General features: G+C 59.1%; 10 protein-coding genes. 5 read left to right on the top strand and 5 right to left on the bottom strand.

All coding sequences use genetic code 11. From position 1 onward, the window contains the following. The first annotated feature begins 25 nt into the window (after positions 1-25). On the top strand, positions 26-1639 hold the full coding sequence (locus CA51_RS23375; RefSeq protein WP_145123550.1) for an efflux RND transporter periplasmic adaptor subunit: 1614 nt from the start codon (positions 26-28) through the stop codon (positions 1637-1639). Positions 1640-1777: 138 nt separating this feature from the next. Beyond that, positions 1778-5203: an efflux RND transporter permease subunit gene (locus tag CA51_RS23370; RefSeq protein WP_145123549.1), complete on the top strand. Its 3426-nt coding sequence runs from the start codon at positions 1778-1780 to the stop codon at positions 5201-5203. 51 nt (positions 5204-5254) lie between these two features. Here the strand turns inward: CA51_RS23370 and CA51_RS23365 are convergent, their stop codons facing one another. Next, positions 5255-6502 (bottom strand): putative sugar nucleotidyl transferase, encoded by a 1248-nt coding sequence (locus CA51_RS23365; RefSeq protein WP_145123548.1) that lies wholly within the window; start codon positions 6500-6502, stop codon positions 5255-5257. Positions 6503-6735: 233 nt separating this feature from the next. Between CA51_RS23365 and CA51_RS23360 the strand changes: the two genes are divergently transcribed. Next, positions 6736-7947, top strand: a complete 1212-nt coding sequence (locus CA51_RS23360; protein WP_145123547.1) for a hypothetical protein — start codon at positions 6736-6738, stop codon at positions 7945-7947. Here CA51_RS23360 and CA51_RS23355 read toward each other — a convergent pair. From CA51_RS23355 to CA51_RS25985, 4 genes are all read right to left on the bottom strand, one after another. Next, positions 7929-9992 (bottom strand): serine/threonine protein kinase, encoded by a 2064-nt coding sequence (locus tag CA51_RS23355; RefSeq protein ID WP_145123546.1) that lies wholly within the window; start codon positions 9990-9992, stop codon positions 7929-7931. The two genes, CA51_RS23360 and CA51_RS23355, sit on opposite strands and share 19 nt — an antisense overlap. 218 nt (positions 9993-10210) lie before the next feature. Continuing rightward, positions 10211-12238 carry a glucans biosynthesis glucosyltransferase MdoH gene (gene mdoH / locus CA51_RS23350; protein WP_145123545.1) on the bottom strand — a complete coding sequence of 676 codons (2028 nt, stop codon included), beginning with the start codon at positions 12236-12238 and terminating at the stop codon, positions 10211-10213. A gap of 131 nt (positions 12239-12369) precedes the next feature. After that, a complete protein-coding gene (locus tag CA51_RS23345; protein ID WP_145123544.1) occupies positions 12370-12801 on the bottom strand; it encodes a hypothetical protein in 432 nt (143 codons plus the stop codon). A gap of 183 nt (positions 12802-12984) precedes the next feature. Beyond that, the gene (locus CA51_RS25985; RefSeq protein ID WP_197451421.1) at positions 12985-13146 is read right to left on the bottom strand and encodes a hypothetical protein; all 162 of its coding nucleotides are present in this window, start codon (positions 13144-13146) and stop codon (positions 12985-12987) included. A 16-nt stretch (positions 13147-13162) separates the two neighbouring features. Here CA51_RS25985 and CA51_RS23340 point away from each other — a divergent pair, with 16 nt between their 5' ends. Together CA51_RS23340 and CA51_RS23335 are read left to right on the top strand one after the other, a co-directional pair. Then, positions 13163-14470 (top strand): glucoamylase family protein, encoded by a 1308-nt coding sequence (locus CA51_RS23340; RefSeq protein WP_145123543.1) that lies wholly within the window; start codon positions 13163-13165, stop codon positions 14468-14470. Between the two features lie 64 nt (positions 14471-14534). Further along, entirely contained in the window at positions 14535-16112 is a 1578-nt protein-coding gene (locus CA51_RS23335) for a glucan biosynthesis protein (protein ID WP_145123542.1), read from the top strand. Positions 16113-16206 lie beyond the last annotated feature (94 nt).

Here is a 16206-nt window from a genome sequence, read left to right as displayed (position 1 = left end):
TATCAAAACTAATCGAAAAACGACTATGAAACGTCTCTATTCAAAGTTCCACAAATTGATCTCGGGTGTCGTGTTGCCGACGGCAACTCTGGTCGCCTGTATTCTCATCTTCCGCGAACTCGGCGTGACGACGCCCCCCGAACGCCCCGACCCTAGCAATTCGATCGCCGCTCAGATGCAGCGACTGGCTCCCGCCGAGGTGATGCCGGTGCTGTCGTTGGACAAGGTGGATGGCGTTATCGATATCGCGTTGGAGGGAGAGGTGGTTCCCTATCGCGAAATTCAAGTCGCGACCGAGGTGGCGGGGACGATCGTCTACAAATCGCCGACGGTCGAAGCGGGCAATTATGTTCAAAAGGGAGACGTCTTATTTCGGATCGATCCCACCGATTACGAACTGGAATTGAAACGCTTGGAACAAGAGAAGAAATCGGAATACGAATCGCTGCGTGAGATCGATCAAGAGATTACCAACGTCGAGAAGTTGATCGAAGTTGCCAAAGACGATGAGCTGTTGCGGGACCAAGAGATCGCGCGGTTGGCGCGGTTGCCCAAGGGATTTGCTAGTGAAACCGAGTTGGATCAAGCACAGCAGTCGCGTCTGCAGGCGTTGAACACTCGGATCGGATTCGAAAACCAATTGGCGCTGCTGCGGAAGCGTCGCATCCGCCAAGAGACAGCGGAGCAGCGTGTGGAGACTCAGCTGGAACTGGCTCGCAAGAACCTGGAGCGAACCAGCATCGAAGCACCGATCGATGGCGTGATCTTCCGCGAAGATGTCGAGGTCAATTCGTTCATCCAACGCGGTGCGGTGATGGTCACGATGGAGGATACATCCAAGGCGGAGGTCGCTGCAAATCTGCGGATGGACCAGTTGTACTGGGTGTTGGACCAGGATCACCAGCACGCTGCCGATTCGTCGCTCGACAGCCGCAGTTACAGCCTGCCGCCGACCCCTGCGACGATCGAATATCGCATCAACCAACGCGATTCGGTCTATTCGTGGGAGGGAACGTTGGAGCGATACGATGGGATTGGAGTCGACGCGCAGAGCCGGATGGTGCCGGTTCGATTGGTCGTCGATCGGCCAGCTGATGTGACCGGCGACAGGGCTGGTGAAGGGGAAGCGTTGAGTCAGCGGATGCAGGGGCCCAAGGCGCTTGTGCGGGGGATGTTTGTGCGAGTCATCTTGCACGTGAAACCGCAGTCGTCGCTTTCGTTGGTTCCCAATCTGGCGCTGCAGCCTGGCAATCGGATCTGGAAGTTCCAGCCCGACGCAAGCGTATTGGCGGTGGAATCGCCGGGCGAATCGACGTCGGCGCAGGCGTCCGGGCCGGAAGTGGCTGCTTCGCCGTTCGAGCTCCAGGCGTGGACCGCGGGGCGGTTGGTGGTGTTGGACCGAATCACGCCGATCGTTTCGGTAACGCTTCCGACGAAGGGGGCCGAGGACGAAAAGTATTGGATTTGTGAATCGCGTAACGGCGATCTGGAGCCGGGCAATTTTGTCGTCGTTTCGCCGCTGGGAGGCGTTGCGGGAGACGGCACCGATTTGATTCGAGTTCCCGCGCCGAAGTCGACTGGTGGCAGCGTCGCTCGCGTTGTCGACACCAAGTTGGGCGAGCGGTCGGTCGCTCAATAGATCCCCATGGGGCTTGCCGCGACGGTGCGACGATCCGCGTCGCTCCCGCCGCATCGAAGGCGCAGCCATCGCAAGTTGTGATGATGCAGCGAATCGCGAAACACAAACAACGAAAAACGAAAAGCGTTAAAGAGTCCTATGAAAAGTGTCATTCGTTGGGCGATCACCAATTCGCCAGGCATGAACGTGATCATGCTGGCCACGATGCTGTTGGGCGCTGCCTGTTTCTACGGCATGCGTCGCGAGGTGTTTCCGGAGTTCGAATTGGAGATCGTCGTGGTGACGGTTCCCTATCCCGGTGCTACGCCCGAGGATGTCGAAGACGGGATCTGCCAGAAGATCGAAGAGGCGGTGCGGTCGATCGAAGGGATCAAGAAGGTCACCTCGATCGCTCAGGAAGGCAGCGGCAGCGTGATTATGGAATTGCAGGCCGACGTGGCCGATGTGCAAAAGGTGCTGAACGAGATCGATCGCGAAGTCGCTCGGATCCCCAGCTTTCCCGATCTGACAGAAGAGCCGACGGTCCAACAGATCACTTTCCGGACGCCGGCGATCCGCGTTGCCGTGGTCGGTCCGCGAACCGACGACCCCGATTCCGAACTGCGCCTGCGAAGCGTGGTCGAAGATCTGCGCGACGATCTGTTGCAGCTGAAAACCGTTTCGGCAACCAGCATCATGGGGGCCAAACCGTTCCAGATCGATGTCGAAGTCTCCGAGGAGATGTTGCGCAAATATGGGCTGTCGTTAAAACAGATCGCTGCGATCCTGCGGGCGCGGAACATCGAATTGCCTGGCGGGCAGTTGAAGTCCGACGGTCAGGAGGTGTTGCTGCGAGCGAAGAACAAAGGTCGCTTTGGCGATGAGATCGGGCGGCTTCCGATCATCACGCAATCCAACGGTTCGGTGCTGACCGTCAACGATATCGGCACCGTTCGCGATGCCTTTGAAGATCTAACCAGCATCAGCGAAATCAATGGCGAACCGGCGATGGTCGTCAACGTCGAACGGACCAAAAGCGAAGATCTGCTGGCGATGGTCCGCGAGGTCCGCGAGTATGTCGATCGCGCTTTGCCTCCCGAACCGCACGGCGTCAGCCGTTTCCAGCGGCTGAAAAAGTGGCTCACCCGCAGTTCCGACGCCGATCAGGATCCGGAAGCGGAGGCGGCCGATGCCGAACCAAAAGCTGGCGGATTGGCACCGCGGTTGCCACCGGGATACAAGTTGGTCGTTTGGGGCGACACCAGCCAGGACGTGCAGGATCGCTTGAGTCTGTTGATCCGCAACGGTGCGTCGGGGTTGGCGTTGGTCTTTTTGGTGTTGGCCCTGTTCCTTGAACTGCGACTCGCATTCTGGGTGGCGCTTGGAATTCCGATCTCGATCCTCGGGGCCGGATGTATCCTGTGGTACGGCGACAAGACGCTGAACATGTTGAGTCTGTTTTCGTTCCTGGTCGCGCTGGGAATCGTGGTCGACGACGCGATCATCGTGGGGGAGAACATCTTCGCGCATCGCCAGCAGGGAAAGAAGCGATTGCGAGCGGCGATCGATGGCGCGGCGGAAGTTTTGCCTAGCGTCACCGCTTCGGTCTCGACGACTGTGATCGCATTTTCGCCGATGTTTTTTGTCTCTGGCGTGATGGGGAAGTTCATGGCGGTGATCCCGTTTGCGGTGATCGCGATGCTGGTGATTTCGCTGTTGGAAAGTTTGTTTGTCCTGCCGGCTCACCTGGCTCACGAACACTCGGGCTTCTTCCGTTTCCTAAACGTTCTGTTGTATCCGCTGCGTCCGATTGGGATGTTGTTGTCGGCGGTCGGTCGCCGCAGCAGTCGCGGTTTGGAGTGGTTCGCTGAACACGTCTATCTGCCGGTCTTCAAATACGCGTTGCAGTTCCCAACGATTCCGATCAGCATCGCGATCGGAATGTTGATCGTCACGGTGGGAATGGTCCGCGGCGGGATCGTGCAGAAAAATCTGTTCCCCAAGCTCGATAGCAACAACGTCAAAGCGACGGTTGTCTTTCCCGACGGAACGCCGGTGGCGATCACCGACGCGGCGACGCAAAAGATGGAGCAAGCGATTCGGCAAGTGAGTGCCGAGATCGCGGCGGAGCGATCGGCAGCGGAAAACAAAACGCCGTTGGAGCTGTATCCCGACAGCCCACTGAATATGACCGGCCCGGTGAAGCTGACGTTTCGCCAAGTTGGATCGATGACAACCGGAGGAGGCGCGGCGGAGCAGACGACCAGCGGCAGCCACGCCGGGCAGGTGTTGGTCGAATTGTACGACACCAACGTCCGAACGACTAAGTCGAGCGATCTGTTGAATCGCTGGCGCGATGCGGTTGGCGAATTGCCAGGTGCCGAGAGCGTCGTCTTTGGAACCGAGGATATGGGCCCCGGCGGAGCGGCGATCGAATTCAAGCTGTTGGCTCCGGCTGACAAGATGGACGCGTTGGAATCGGCAACCGAAGCGGCTAAGGCGCAATTGGCCAGCAAAGAGGGAGTGTTTGATATCCGCGACGATAACACGCCGGGCAAGTGGGAATTTCAGTTCAAGGTGAAAGAGGATGCGTTGGCGACCGGCGTGACGCCAACCGATTTGGGTGAAACCGTTCGGAACGCCTATTACGGTGCGGAAGTGATGCGTCTGCAGAGGGGCCGCAACGAAGTCAAGTTGATGGTCCGGTATCCCAAGGAGCAGCGGAGCACGCTCGGCAACTTCAACGAGATCTTTGTCCGCACCGACTCACCGAATCAGATGGAGTCGGTGGAGCGGCCGATCACCGAATTGGCCGAGCTCGATATCCGTCGCGGATTTTCCGAGATCAACCGCGTCGACCAACGCCGATCGATCACGATCACTGCCGACATCGACGAAACGAAGGCAAACGGTTCCGATATCGTGGCCTACTTGCAGCGAGAGTTCGAACCGACGCTGCAGGAAAGTTTCCCCGGCGTAAGCATTCGTTGGGAGGGGCAGCAGGAACAGAGTCGCGAATCGGTCGGCAGTTTGATGATCGGATTTGGGGTGGCGATGTTCTGCATGTTCATCCTGCTGGTGCTGCAGTTCCGCAGTTATTTCCAACCGCTGTTGATCCTGGCGATCATTCCCTTCGGCATGATCGGAGCCGTCTGGGGGCACGCGTTGATGGGCTTGCCGCTGTCGTTGTTCAGCATGTTTGGGCTGGTTGCGCTGGCGGGTGTTGTGGTGAACGATTCGATCGTCCTTGTCGACTTCATCAACTCCCGGATCCGCGCCGGCGAGCCGCCGGTGATGGCGTTGATGGAATCGGGACAGCGTCGCTTCCGGCCTGTGATTCTGACCAGTTTCACCACGATCGCGGGACTGTTGCCGCTGTTGATGGAACGCTCTTTCCAGGCTCAGTTGCTGATCCCGATGGCGACAAGTTTGGCGTTTGGATTGTTGACCGCCACCGTGCTGGTGCTGTTCATGGTCCCGATCCTGTACATGCTGTACTTGAAGATGCTGGAGCGGTTGGGCATTCCCTATACCGATCACACCGCGACGAACCTCGAGATCCAGACGCATCCGTCGACGGACTGATGTGCGTCCAGCGGCGGTTCGCCGCGTTGAGCATTGGCCCCCCCGAGGAACCTAAAAGATCTCGGCGTGTTCGCCCTGTTCGCGTTGGCTGCTGGTCTGGTCGTACATCGCCCGAATTAGGTCGATGTCGCACTGTCGCTGTTGAACCTTTCGGCGGGCGAACATCCGCGCTTGGGTCGCGACCATCACGTCGGCGGGGATCTCGGCGACTTGGCCAAAGATCTGAGCGTAGTTCATAAAGCTGGGGACGTTCTGCGTCACGAACCCATACAGCATGCTGCAGACGCCGATCACCTTGCCGGTGAAGATGCCGGTGTTGATCGCCGACTTGGAATAGTCGCCGACGATGCAGCCCAGGAACTGCATCTCCGTCGCCATCTTGCGGTCGTCGTATTCGATGTTGATCCGGCCGTAGGTGTTCTTCAGATCGCTGTTACAGGTTCCAGCACCGAGGTTGATCCAGCTGCCTAGGTAGCTGTGCCCCAGAAATCCGTGATGCTGTTTGTTGGTGTAGGGTTCGATCACCGACGCTTCGACTTCACCGCCGATCTTGACCGTATGACCTAGCGACACGCCATCCTTAAGGGCCGCGTGTTCGATCACGCGAGTTCCCGGTCCCGCGTAGACGGGGCCGCTGAGATAACAAAACGGTCCGACCGTAACGTTTTCGTCTAACAGGATCGGGCCTTCGGAAGTGTCGATCACCGCATAGTCGCCGATCTTGGCACCGGGGGCGAGGAACACGCCATCTTCGCGCTGTTCGTAATTGCCCTGGGCGATCCGGTCTTCCAGCGACGCATTCATCAATTGCATGTGCCAGCGGACGACTTCGTGAGGCCAGTCGAACATCGCCACCGATTCGTCGATCGGTGCGACCCCGTCGACCGCCAGCATCTGCTGGCTGACGCTTGTCCCGGGCATCGATTTCGATTGGATCAGATCTTGCGGCATCAACAGGATCGCCGCGACGTCGTGTCCCGATTTCACGATCCCTGAGTTTTGGCGGGCGGCGATCCGCTGGAATGCTTGGAAGTTCTCGATGCTAGGGACACACCTCGCGTTGATCGCCAGGACCGGTTCGCTTCCCTGTTGCCAATCCGCGGGGCTCTGGAGGTCGGCAAAGTCGGCTTGTTGGATCGGTTGCTGATACGCTCGAACCTCGCCGGCGATCGAAGCGTTCATGCGGCGGACCCAATCGATCAAGCGATAGCTGGCGCAGGTAATCGCATACGCCGGGCGGCTGATGGTGATTGGAGCCAGTTGGTCGGTCGAACTGTCTTCGAAGAGCAAGATCCGCATCAAATTCAATCCAATTGAGAGCGCGACGAATGGAGTTACCCCAGGCTGGCGAACGCTAGCGTGGGGAGAGCGACCGGTGGTGTCGGCCGTCAAAACGTACCGGTTGCAACGGTTGTGCGACCGGAGTGCAAGTATCGTGCAGCAAGATTGCTTTGGTCAACCCAACCCGGCCCGACATCGCGGACCATAATTCGTTAGAAACAGCGACTCAACGCGAACTCTCTTCTTTTCATATGACGCACACATTCGCTTCTCCCACCTCGCTGAGCGCCTGGCTGTTCGCGATCGCATCGCTGACGTGCGATCCGTCTCGCGCTCTCTCGGCGGAAGATTTGGTCGAACCGGTGGAGCAGCGACTGGATCTGCAGATCGATCGTCTGGGAGCGTCCAGCTATCGGATGCGCGAGCGAACGTCGCGAGCCTTAGTCGCCGCCGGGGATGCGGCGATCGAACCGCTCCGCTTGGGGCTGGACAGCGACGACGCGGAGATTCGCTTGCAGTGTCAGCGGTTGCTGATCGAGATTCGGGAACGCCGAACCGCTTGGGAATTGCAACATCTGCTGACGCAATACGATCCAGAGCGGAGCTATCGGTTGGCGGGCTGGCAACCGTTTGTCGAGGCCTGTGGCGACGACGCTTCGGCGCGCGGGTTGTTCAAGCGGTTGTTGGATCGCGACGCCGCCTTCATGGCGTGGCTGCAACGCGTGTACGACGATCCCGGCTACGACATCGAGAATCAATTGGAGGATCAGCAGCGGTATCTCTCTCCCGATACCCAGCGACTGAATTCGGGCGACCTTGTCAGTTGGAGCATGTTGTTGTTGGCCGGCACCAACGCAAAGATCTGCCAAGTGCCGGTATTGGGCAGCCACATTCGCTGTGGCCTGCAATGCAGTCCCGCGATTCACAGTTTGACGCGTGGCAATAACCGTGTTGCGACGATGCGATTGGTCCGCAGCTGGCTGCAGCGTCAGGCGAGCACGGCGGCGACGCGGTCGACGTTGCGGATCGCGATGCTTTACCAGTGCGATCAAATCGCCGAACAGTTGGCCAGCGCAACGCTGAGCAGCGAACATGCTTCCCCCGCGTCGGTGCAAACCGCGTTGTTCTTTCTTGTCGCGCATGATCCGCAGACCGCGCGGCCTCGCTTGGTCGATGCGTTACAGGATCACCGCGTCTGCCAGGTTTGGCAGATCGCGTCGCGACGCCGCCGCGCGATCCAAACCCAAGTCCGCGACACCGCCTTGGCTCTGCTGCTGCATCTGCAGGGGATCGATCCTCGCACCATCGGCTTCCGCGATCTGCAAGCTGATCCGGTTACGATCTACAGCGAACAGACGCTCGGCTTCGAGACCGAACAAGCACGAGCCGAGGCTCACGATGCAGGCCAGCGTTTGATCTCGGAGTTCGATCCCGACGCAATCGCTCACTCGTCGTCGGAGTAATGATTCGGCAGCGAGTCGAGCGGCGAGGAGTCTTCCAGGAATTCGTCTAGCATTTGATGGGTTCGGTGAGGCGAATCGTCGTCCGATTCACATGCCTTTTCATAGCTCTCAAAGAAGTTCTCTTCGGCTTGATGGCTCGACAACTGGCTGAACATCGCCGTGACTTGCGTCGAAAGCGCGTTCGCCCGGCGGACGACTTCGTTTAAGCGATCGGTGCAATGGCTGAGCAGCGTTTCAGCGCGTTTGCGAGCCTGGTGCTCGGTCTCCGCTGCCGCTGCGGATTGCGATTGCTGTTGTTTCGCGTCGTGCAGTTGTTCGTTGATCCGATGCGTTTGGGCTCGCAATTGGCGGATGTGGTGAGCGGTTCGCTGCCGCTTGGCCCGCTCGCGTTGGAACATCTCACGCGTCGCGGCTAACTGCTGCCCCAGGTCGTCGATGGCACGGGCGTGCGTTCGATCTCGCTGAGCGATTTCTTGGTCGAACCGCGTCTGTAGATCGTCCAGTTGTTGCGAGGTGGTATGTAAAGATTGTTCGAGGCGTTCGATCTGCTGGCGTTGCTGCGCGGTTTCTTGATCGTGTTCCGCATTGTTGACGGCGATCGCTTCGTGCCGCATCAGTTCAACGATCTCTCGGTTCTCAGCGATCACCTGCTGTTTCTCGATCTCCTTGGCGCCCAGTTGGGTCCGCAGTTCGCTTGCCGTCGCCCGGCTTTCGCGGAGCGATTGTTCGAGCGCTTCGATGCGTTCGCTCAACCGGTCGACCTGTTGGCGATGGCGGCGATAGATCTCCGCAAAGCGATCGATCCCCTGGTCCGGCGCTTGATCGGCTTGCCGCAGTTCCGCCGGCAGATCGTGATCGGCAGCGAAGGCGTTTAAAACCGCGGCGCGGTGGGATTCGAGCGTATGCGGCAGTTCGGTCTCTTCGGTCGTCGCAGCGACTTTCGCCTCGGTGTTCCATGAGGCTCCGGAGCGTCGCGATTTCTCGCGGGCTCGCAACAACGCCGGGTAGTTGATGTCGACCGACAGTCGCTTGCTGAACGGAGCAAGTTCCGCGGCAACCTCCGCTGCCGTTGCAAACCGCTGTTCCGGCTTGCGTCGTAACATCCGCTTGATAATCGGTAGCAGGTTGTCGGGCAAGTCGTCGCGGTGCGACAGCAGTCGCGAGATGCCTGTCTTGGAACTTGGGTAGAGGTCGGGGGAATCGTCGCTGGGCGGACGCCCGCAGAGGGCGAAGAAGAGCGTGCAGCCGAGCGAGTAGACATCGGTGCGGGGATCGATCGGATAGTCGGTGACCGATTGTTCGGGAGCCGCAAAACGCTCGGTGCCACGGCGTTTACGCAGCGAGAAACCAAACGATTCGTCTTCGCCTTTGTATTGGGCCAAACCAAAATCGACGACTTTGACGATCCCCGAGGAGGAGACGATCAGATTTCCCGGCTTCACGTCGCGATGAACGAAGCCGTGTTCGTGGGCGTAGTGCAGACCCAACGCGGCCTGGTGGACGATATCGCAGGCTTGTTGCCAGGGCAATTGGCGGCGGATCACCGTCAGTTCGTAGAGGTTCGGGCCGGGGACAAATTCGGTGACGAGATAGTGGGTCTCGCGGCGCATCGATTCGATCGCGTCGTATTCGATTCCACGCATCAAATTGGGATGCTTGAGCGTCATCACGGCGAAGGCTTCCAGACGGAAGCGTTCGATCATGCGAACCGATTCGCGGAGCTCGCTGCGGAGGATCTTAATCGCCACGGGAGTGTCCGATTCGGACTGCCGTGCGAGATAGATCTCCCCCATCCCACCAGCGCTCACCGGTTCAAAGATCCGGTACTTGCCGATCACCAACCCACGCCAACGGCCGTGCATCAGATACTTGGCTTGGAAGGGAGTTAGCAGTTGCGCGTTGAGAAACTCACGAGCGATCGCCGAATCCTCTGCGTCGCTCAGTCCACGCCGCTCCACAAACGGATCGATCTCTTCGTCCGCCAGCAACTGGCTGCGCCGCAGCGTGTCGAGGAATCGACTTTCGGTGGCCTCGCGCGCGTTCATGAATCTCCTGTTTTCGCCCTCTCTTTACTATACACGTGTTGCCGAATGCAATCGCGATCCTCGGCGGAAATGGAGCCTGCGTCGCGTCGCGGTTCCAGCCGGCTGTCGCGATTGGGCGAATCGTTAGAATCGATCCAGTTCACCCTATCCGCAGCGGCGCGTCGTCGGCGCGCGGAGCTGCGATTTAGGAGGCGTGGAGGCCCGGCGAGTTCAGCTGATCAGGCCAGTTGAGATTCGAGGTGAAGAGAGGTCAACGCCTTGTCGTCGAGCAGCAGTTTCGATCGCAGTTCGACTGGGATCGCGCCGGCGCCTCCGCTGGCAAAGGCGGCTGCGATCGCTTCGCGTTCCGAATCGGAGAGGGGCATGTTTGATGCGGTCGACGATTGGACTCGCGCATGTCGCAAGAACGCCTTGGGGTCGGCGATGACTGCTTCGAACCAGCTTGTCGCCGGTTGGGACTTCCCGGACGCACGCTCCGCCTGTTCGAGTGCCCAGCGATGGTAGACGCAGATCGTTGGCGGAGCCGATTCCGCGGGGATCAACAACAGACCGCGTCGCCGCAACGCGAGCCCGATGCGCTGGCTGCCCAGCACCACCGCGATCGGTATCGACAACACAACGCCAACCAGCAGCGGCGAGAACCATGCGAGCAGCGAGGGAACAAAGATCGCCAGCAACGCTGTCACCAACAGACCACCGATCGTCAGACCGCTGAATTGTCGGGTCGCTTCGCCCCACGAGACGCTGCGTTCGTCCCGTTGCTGAGCAGACCAGCGGACGTTCGTTCCGGTAAGGACTGCGATCACGTAACGCGTGTGGAAGACAGCCATGATGGGAGACAACAAGACGGAGCAGACGGTTTCCAGAAGAGCACTTGCCCACAGGGCCAGATACCCACCGTGCCGCGCGACTCGCATCCGACGCTGCGATACCAACAACACGCCCCACAACTTCGGCAGCAGCAGCAACAGCATCGCCGCGGTGAAGATGATGATCGCCCCGGGAAGATTGTCTGACTGAGTGGTGACCGTTTCCCCACGCATGTCTACGATTGTTCCGGCGATACATAGGATCGTGAAGACGACCCACAACGGAGAGGCGAGATACGACATCACGCCACAGCTGAAGTGCAGTTGACTCAACGTCCGGAACTCTTCGTTCACCAACAGTTTTGCATGCTGCAGATTTCCCTGGCACCATCGTTGATCGCGTTGAGCGTAATCGGACAACGTGGTGGGGCATTCCTCATAGCTGCCGCCGAGGTCGGTCGCAACCTGAACCTTCCAACCGGCGCGGACCATTAACGCTGCCTCGACAAAATCGTGGCTCAGAATTTCTCCGCCCAGTGGTGGTTCGCCCGGCAGCACGGGGAGGTCGCAATGCCTGCGGAACGCTTCGACGCGAATGATCGCGTTGTGCCCCCAGTAGTTCCCTTCGTCGCCGGCCCAGATCGAAAACCCTTTGACAAAACTGGGGCCGTAGACGCTGGCAGCAAACTGTTGCAGCCTGGCGAAGAAGGAGACGCGACCGATCGGGACCGGTGGAATTTGCAGGATGCCCAGTTGATCGTTTTCATCCATCCGTTGGACCATCGCTTGCATCGTCGAAGCCGCCAGCAGGCTGTCGGCATCCAACACGATCATATAATCGTGGCGGCCGCCCCATCGTTCGACAAAGTCGGCGATGTTGCCAGCTTTGCGAGCTCGGTTCTTCGGTCGGTGTCGGTAGAACAACGAGTCGCCGGCACCAAGGCTCTCCACCAACTCCGACCAAGCTGCCTCCTCCTCCAGCCAAACCTCGGGATCGGTCGTATCGCTGAGGATGTAAAAATCAAATCGATCGTCTCCCTCGCGATGTCGCAGTTCGGAGATCATCGCTTTGACACCGGCAAAGACGCGTCGGGGCGATTCGTTGTAGACCGGCATCAAAACGGCGGTTCGCTTTTTCGCAGCTGCCGGATCGGCTGGTTTTAGATCGCGTTTGCGGACGTGGTACTGCCAGTGCTCTCGAAACGCAAACAAGAAGCCAAGCGTAGCGAGCCAAAACGAAAAGGATATCCAACCGAAGAGGACTGCAAAAAATGGAACGCTGATCAGTTCCAAAAGGTTCAGCCCGTTGCCCGCAGAGGCGACAGCGAGATAGCTGCTGGTTGCCAGCGCTGTCATCAGCAGCGTCGCCAAAGCGACAAGCACGCGGATGAACCGGGTGGTTTTTCGAAGCGGTACGACGCGCCGAGGAAGTGCCATGGGAGAGGCTCGTTGAAAAGGGAGAAGAGATTGTGCCGAAGCGGCTTTGCCATTTGATGCAGTTGGCAACGGACCTAAACGAATGAACGTAAATCACAAAACGTGAGGTCAGCGGGCGAGTGCCCCACCGGTTACGAGGTTCTCACCGCCGGGTTCGGCTTGGGAAGTCGCAGCAGCGATTGACCTAACGAGATCAGTAACCGTGTTCGCCGGTGGCGGCGTCGGCGATGGGCATCGCTGGCTTTCACCATCGCTTGCCAAGATTCCGTCGGGACCGAACGATTGGGGAGGCGCTGGTCGCCGTCGGATTGAGCTTGCACGTGCGCGATCGCCAGCGAGATCGCCTGGCGTTGCCGGACTGTGGGATCGTCGTCGCAAGGTTGGCGGGAGACATCGGATGTGATTTGGTCGGCAGCTTGTCGAGCGTGCGGTTCGGCCAGCCCCGCTCGCATCAGGTACCGTTGAACGCGCTGTTGAATTTCGGTTTCGCCGTTGGGAGTCGCTGGTCCATCGACGAGCGAGGGATCCAAAAAGTGGGGCGTGATGAGTTGTTGAGTAGCCATGGGAATCGCGACCTTTCGCTTTGAGGAGGACGTGCGAATCGCAACTTGCATTCGCTCGGTCGCTGGCCTTCAGTTCAAACGGTGTGCCAAGTTGCCAACCGTCGGCGAAGAACGATCCGGGGGAAAGTCTGCGAGACTGGGACAGCATTTGCTAAGGGAGCTAAGGTCGCCGTTTAATTCGATTCACGGCGAATCGCCGGGCCACACCGTTAACTGAAGCTTTTTGCCCTGCGGAACGAACGTGAGCGAGGCGGGGTGAATCGCCGTCAACCAACGCATGCAGCGTTGTCCAGCAACCTGGTCGTAATCGGACCAGCGGCGGATCGCGCGGCGTAAAGATGTCATTCGAAAGTAGATCTCGATGAAGCGAAGAAGCTTTTTATTTGTGTCTGGGCTGTCGTTGCCACCGCTGGTGCAGGCAGCAAACGCTGATGTGGTGGCACGCGACGATGGCCTTTTCTTGCGCGACATGCAGCAGCGATGTTACCGTTATTTTCTCGAGGCGTCGCACCCGGCGACCGGGTTGGTTTCGGATCGATCGGCAGCCGATGGCAGTCGGGCCAGCGAGCACTCCAGTATCGCTGCTTGTGGATTTGGGCTCGCCGCTCATGCGATCGCCGCCGATCAGGAGTGGCTGCCGCGCGGCGAGATCGCCGAGCGCGTGGAGGTGTTGCTTCGTACTTTGGTTGAACGGGCCGATCACGAACGCGGGTTTCTGTATCACTTTCTAAACCGCGCCGACGCGCGGCGGACTTGGAACAGCGAAGCGTCGACGATCGACACGGCATTGGTCGTTGCCGGGGCGATGACGGCGGCTGGCTGCTTCAGCGAAGAGCGTTCGATCGTCGCATTGGCCGACGCGCTCTATCGGCGCGTCGAATGGACTTGGATGCTGGGCAGCGACGATTGTTTGCACATGGGTTGGACTCCCGAAGATGGTACGATTCCGCATCGATGGGACCACTTCAGCGAGCTGTTGATTCTTGTGCTGTTGGCGATCGGAGCACCGGAAAATCCGATTCCCCCGCGTTGTTGGCAGGCTTGGAACCGGAGACCGATCCTAACGTTTGGCGATACTTCATTCCTCAGCTACCCGCCGCTGTTTGTTCATCAATACCCGGCTGCGTTTTTTGATTTCCGCCGCTTTCGATCTCCCAGCGGGCGAAGCTACTTCGACAACGCAGTGACCGCCCACCTGGCTCAAATCCAATTCATGACCGACCTTGGGAGCAAATATCCCGATCAGCTTGGCCACTACGGGCCGCGGCTTTGGGGGCTGACCAGCAGCGACAGCGACGCGGGCTATCGCGATTGGGGAGGTCCCTATCAGGACGGGCGGTGCGAGCCGGACCGCGGGATCGATGGCACGCTTGTCCCCAGCGCGGCCGCCGGCGGGCTGCCCTTTGTTCCACGCCAGGCGATGGAAACGCTTCGCTATCAGGAATCGCAATTTGGAGATGCGATCTGCGGCCGATATGGCTTCGTAAACGCTCACAATCCCGCCTCCGGATGGATCGATTCGGATGTGATTGGGATCGATACCGGGGTCTCGCTGCTGATGGCGGAGAACTTGATTTCCGGGAGTGTTTGGGATTGGTTCGGGCGTCACCCCGCTGCGATCCGAGGCCTGCGGCTGGCCGGTTTTTCTCGCGACGAACAGATCGATTGATTCCTGCGGTACAGGACTTGCTAATCCTACGCGAAGTCCTCTTCGATCCCGTTGGAGTTTTACGATGCGGTTCTCAGCTCTTCTTTTGGTTCTGTTCCTTCTTCAGCCTAGCGGTGCAATCCCCAGTTGGGCCGAGTCGCCGCAAGTCGATTCGAAGCTAGCGAAGGTCACTTCGTTTGAGACGCTTCTGAAATTGGTCGCCGATCTATCGAAAAGCGACTTTGTTCCGCGAGCTCCGATTCCAAAGTCGCTCGAGAGTCTGGACTACGAACAGTACCGCGAGATTCAATTTCGACACGAGAAAGCGGTTTGGAGAAACACGCGGTCGCCGTTCTGGATCGAAACCTTTCACCGCGGGTTTGTGCAGCGGGATCGTGTTTCGTTGTTTGTTATCGAAGCGGGGGCATCGCGCGAGATCCCGTTTTCGACCGACAACTTCCACTATGGCGTTCCGATCGCCCAGCCCGACACGTTAGCCGATGCGGGGCATGCTGGGATTCGAATTGTCGGTCGCTTTCCCGAGACGCCCGATGTTCAAGAGATCCTGACGTTCCTCGGATCCAGCTACTTCCGCGGTCGCAGTGCAGCGACCGTCTACGGCGCTTCGGCTCGCGGGCTGGCTGTCGATATCGGTCTGCCTCGCGACGAAGAGTTCCCGTTTTTCAGAGCGTTTTGGCTGCCCCTGCCTCAAGCGGCCGATACAGGGCAAACGGTCTTAGCGCTGATGGACAGCGAAACCGTCTGCGGAGCCTACCAATTTGAACTGCAGCCCGGTGCGCTGGAGACGCGGATCCATGTCCGCTGTTCTCTCTTTTTTCGTCGGGTCCCGGAGAAGGTTGGGATCGCCCCGCTGACAAGCATGTGGATCTGGGGAGATGGTTTGCAGGGGCCGCCGATGGACCAGCGGCCTGCGGTTCACGATTCCGATGGACTGTTGGTTCGCGATGGGAATGGTGATTGGATTTGGCGGGCGTTCTCGCGGCAATCGTATCCTTCGGTATCGAGGGTCGCGGCCAAGCAGGTGACAGGGTTCGGCGTGATTCAACGCAATTGCGACTACGACCACTTCGCCGATTCGAACGCTCAGTATCACAAGCGGCCGAGCCTTTGGATCGAGCCGAGCCAGAAGCTGACGGCGGGATCGATCGAGCTGATCGAGCTGCCGGGGGCTCACGAGGGGATCGATAACATCGGGGCGTATTGGGTTCCCGACCAGCTGCCGACGCTCGGCGAGCCGATGGAACTGGATTATACGATTCGCATCTTCCCCGGCGATCTTCCCGAGCAGTCGGGCGTGGCGCGGGCAACCGGATTTTCTGTAACCCGGGACGCGGATCGGATCGCTCTGAAAGTAACTTTCACACCCGATGCGATGCGACAGGATTTGCGGCAAGTCGGCGACGATTCGCTGATCGTCGACACGTCGCTGGTTCGCGGTGAATTGATATCCAAAACCGCGAAGACGACAGCGACCGGCGATTGCGAGGTCGAGCTGGTTTTCCGGCCTAGCGAAGAATCACCTGTCGAGATCGGCATCACGTTGATGCACGGCGGCAAAGAGATCTCCGAACGCTTCACTTACCTGTGTCCCGACAAGCAACCGACCTTTATGTATCCGCAAGTCTATACGCGAAAGGAGTGAGCAAGAGTTAGACCCCGTGGTCGTTTTTATCCCCGACGCATCCGCTGGAGGCAAGGATTACCGATCGATGATGCCGTGGTGATGGAGCGATCCG

It is taken from the genome of Rosistilla oblonga, from assembly GCF_007751715.1.
Classification (GTDB): domain Bacteria; phylum Planctomycetota; class Planctomycetia; order Pirellulales; family Pirellulaceae; genus Rosistilla; species Rosistilla oblonga.
The sequence above is the reverse complement of the archived record's forward strand: the minus strand, read 5'-3'. Positions and strand labels throughout refer to the sequence as shown.

Coding starts and splice junctions, on each gene's coding strand:
- CA51_RS23375 (WP_145123550.1), top strand. CDS start 26: ATGAAACGTCTCTATTCAAAGTTCCACAAATTGATCTCGGGTGTCGTG.
- CA51_RS23370 (WP_145123549.1), top strand. CDS start 1,778: ATGAAAAGTGTCATTCGTTGGGCGATCACCAATTCGCCAGGCATGAAC.
- CA51_RS23365 (WP_145123548.1), bottom strand. CDS start 6,502: ATGCGGATCTTGCTCTTCGAAGACAGTTCGACCGACCAACTGGCTCCA.
- CA51_RS23360 (WP_145123547.1), top strand. CDS start 6,736: ATGACGCACACATTCGCTTCTCCCACCTCGCTGAGCGCCTGGCTGTTC.
- CA51_RS23355 (WP_145123546.1), bottom strand. CDS start 9,992: ATGAACGCGCGCGAGGCCACCGAAAGTCGATTCCTCGACACGCTGCGG.
- mdoH (WP_145123545.1), bottom strand. CDS start 12,238: ATGGCACTTCCTCGGCGCGTCGTACCGCTTCGAAAAACCACCCGGTTC.
- CA51_RS23345 (WP_145123544.1), bottom strand. CDS start 12,801: ATGGCTACTCAACAACTCATCACGCCCCACTTTTTGGATCCCTCGCTC.
- CA51_RS25985 (WP_197451421.1), bottom strand. CDS start 13,146: ATGACATCTTTACGCCGCGCGATCCGCCGCTGGTCCGATTACGACCAG.
- CA51_RS23340 (WP_145123543.1), top strand. CDS start 13,163: ATGAAGCGAAGAAGCTTTTTATTTGTGTCTGGGCTGTCGTTGCCACCG.
- CA51_RS23335 (WP_145123542.1), top strand. CDS start 14,535: ATGCGGTTCTCAGCTCTTCTTTTGGTTCTGTTCCTTCTTCAGCCTAGC.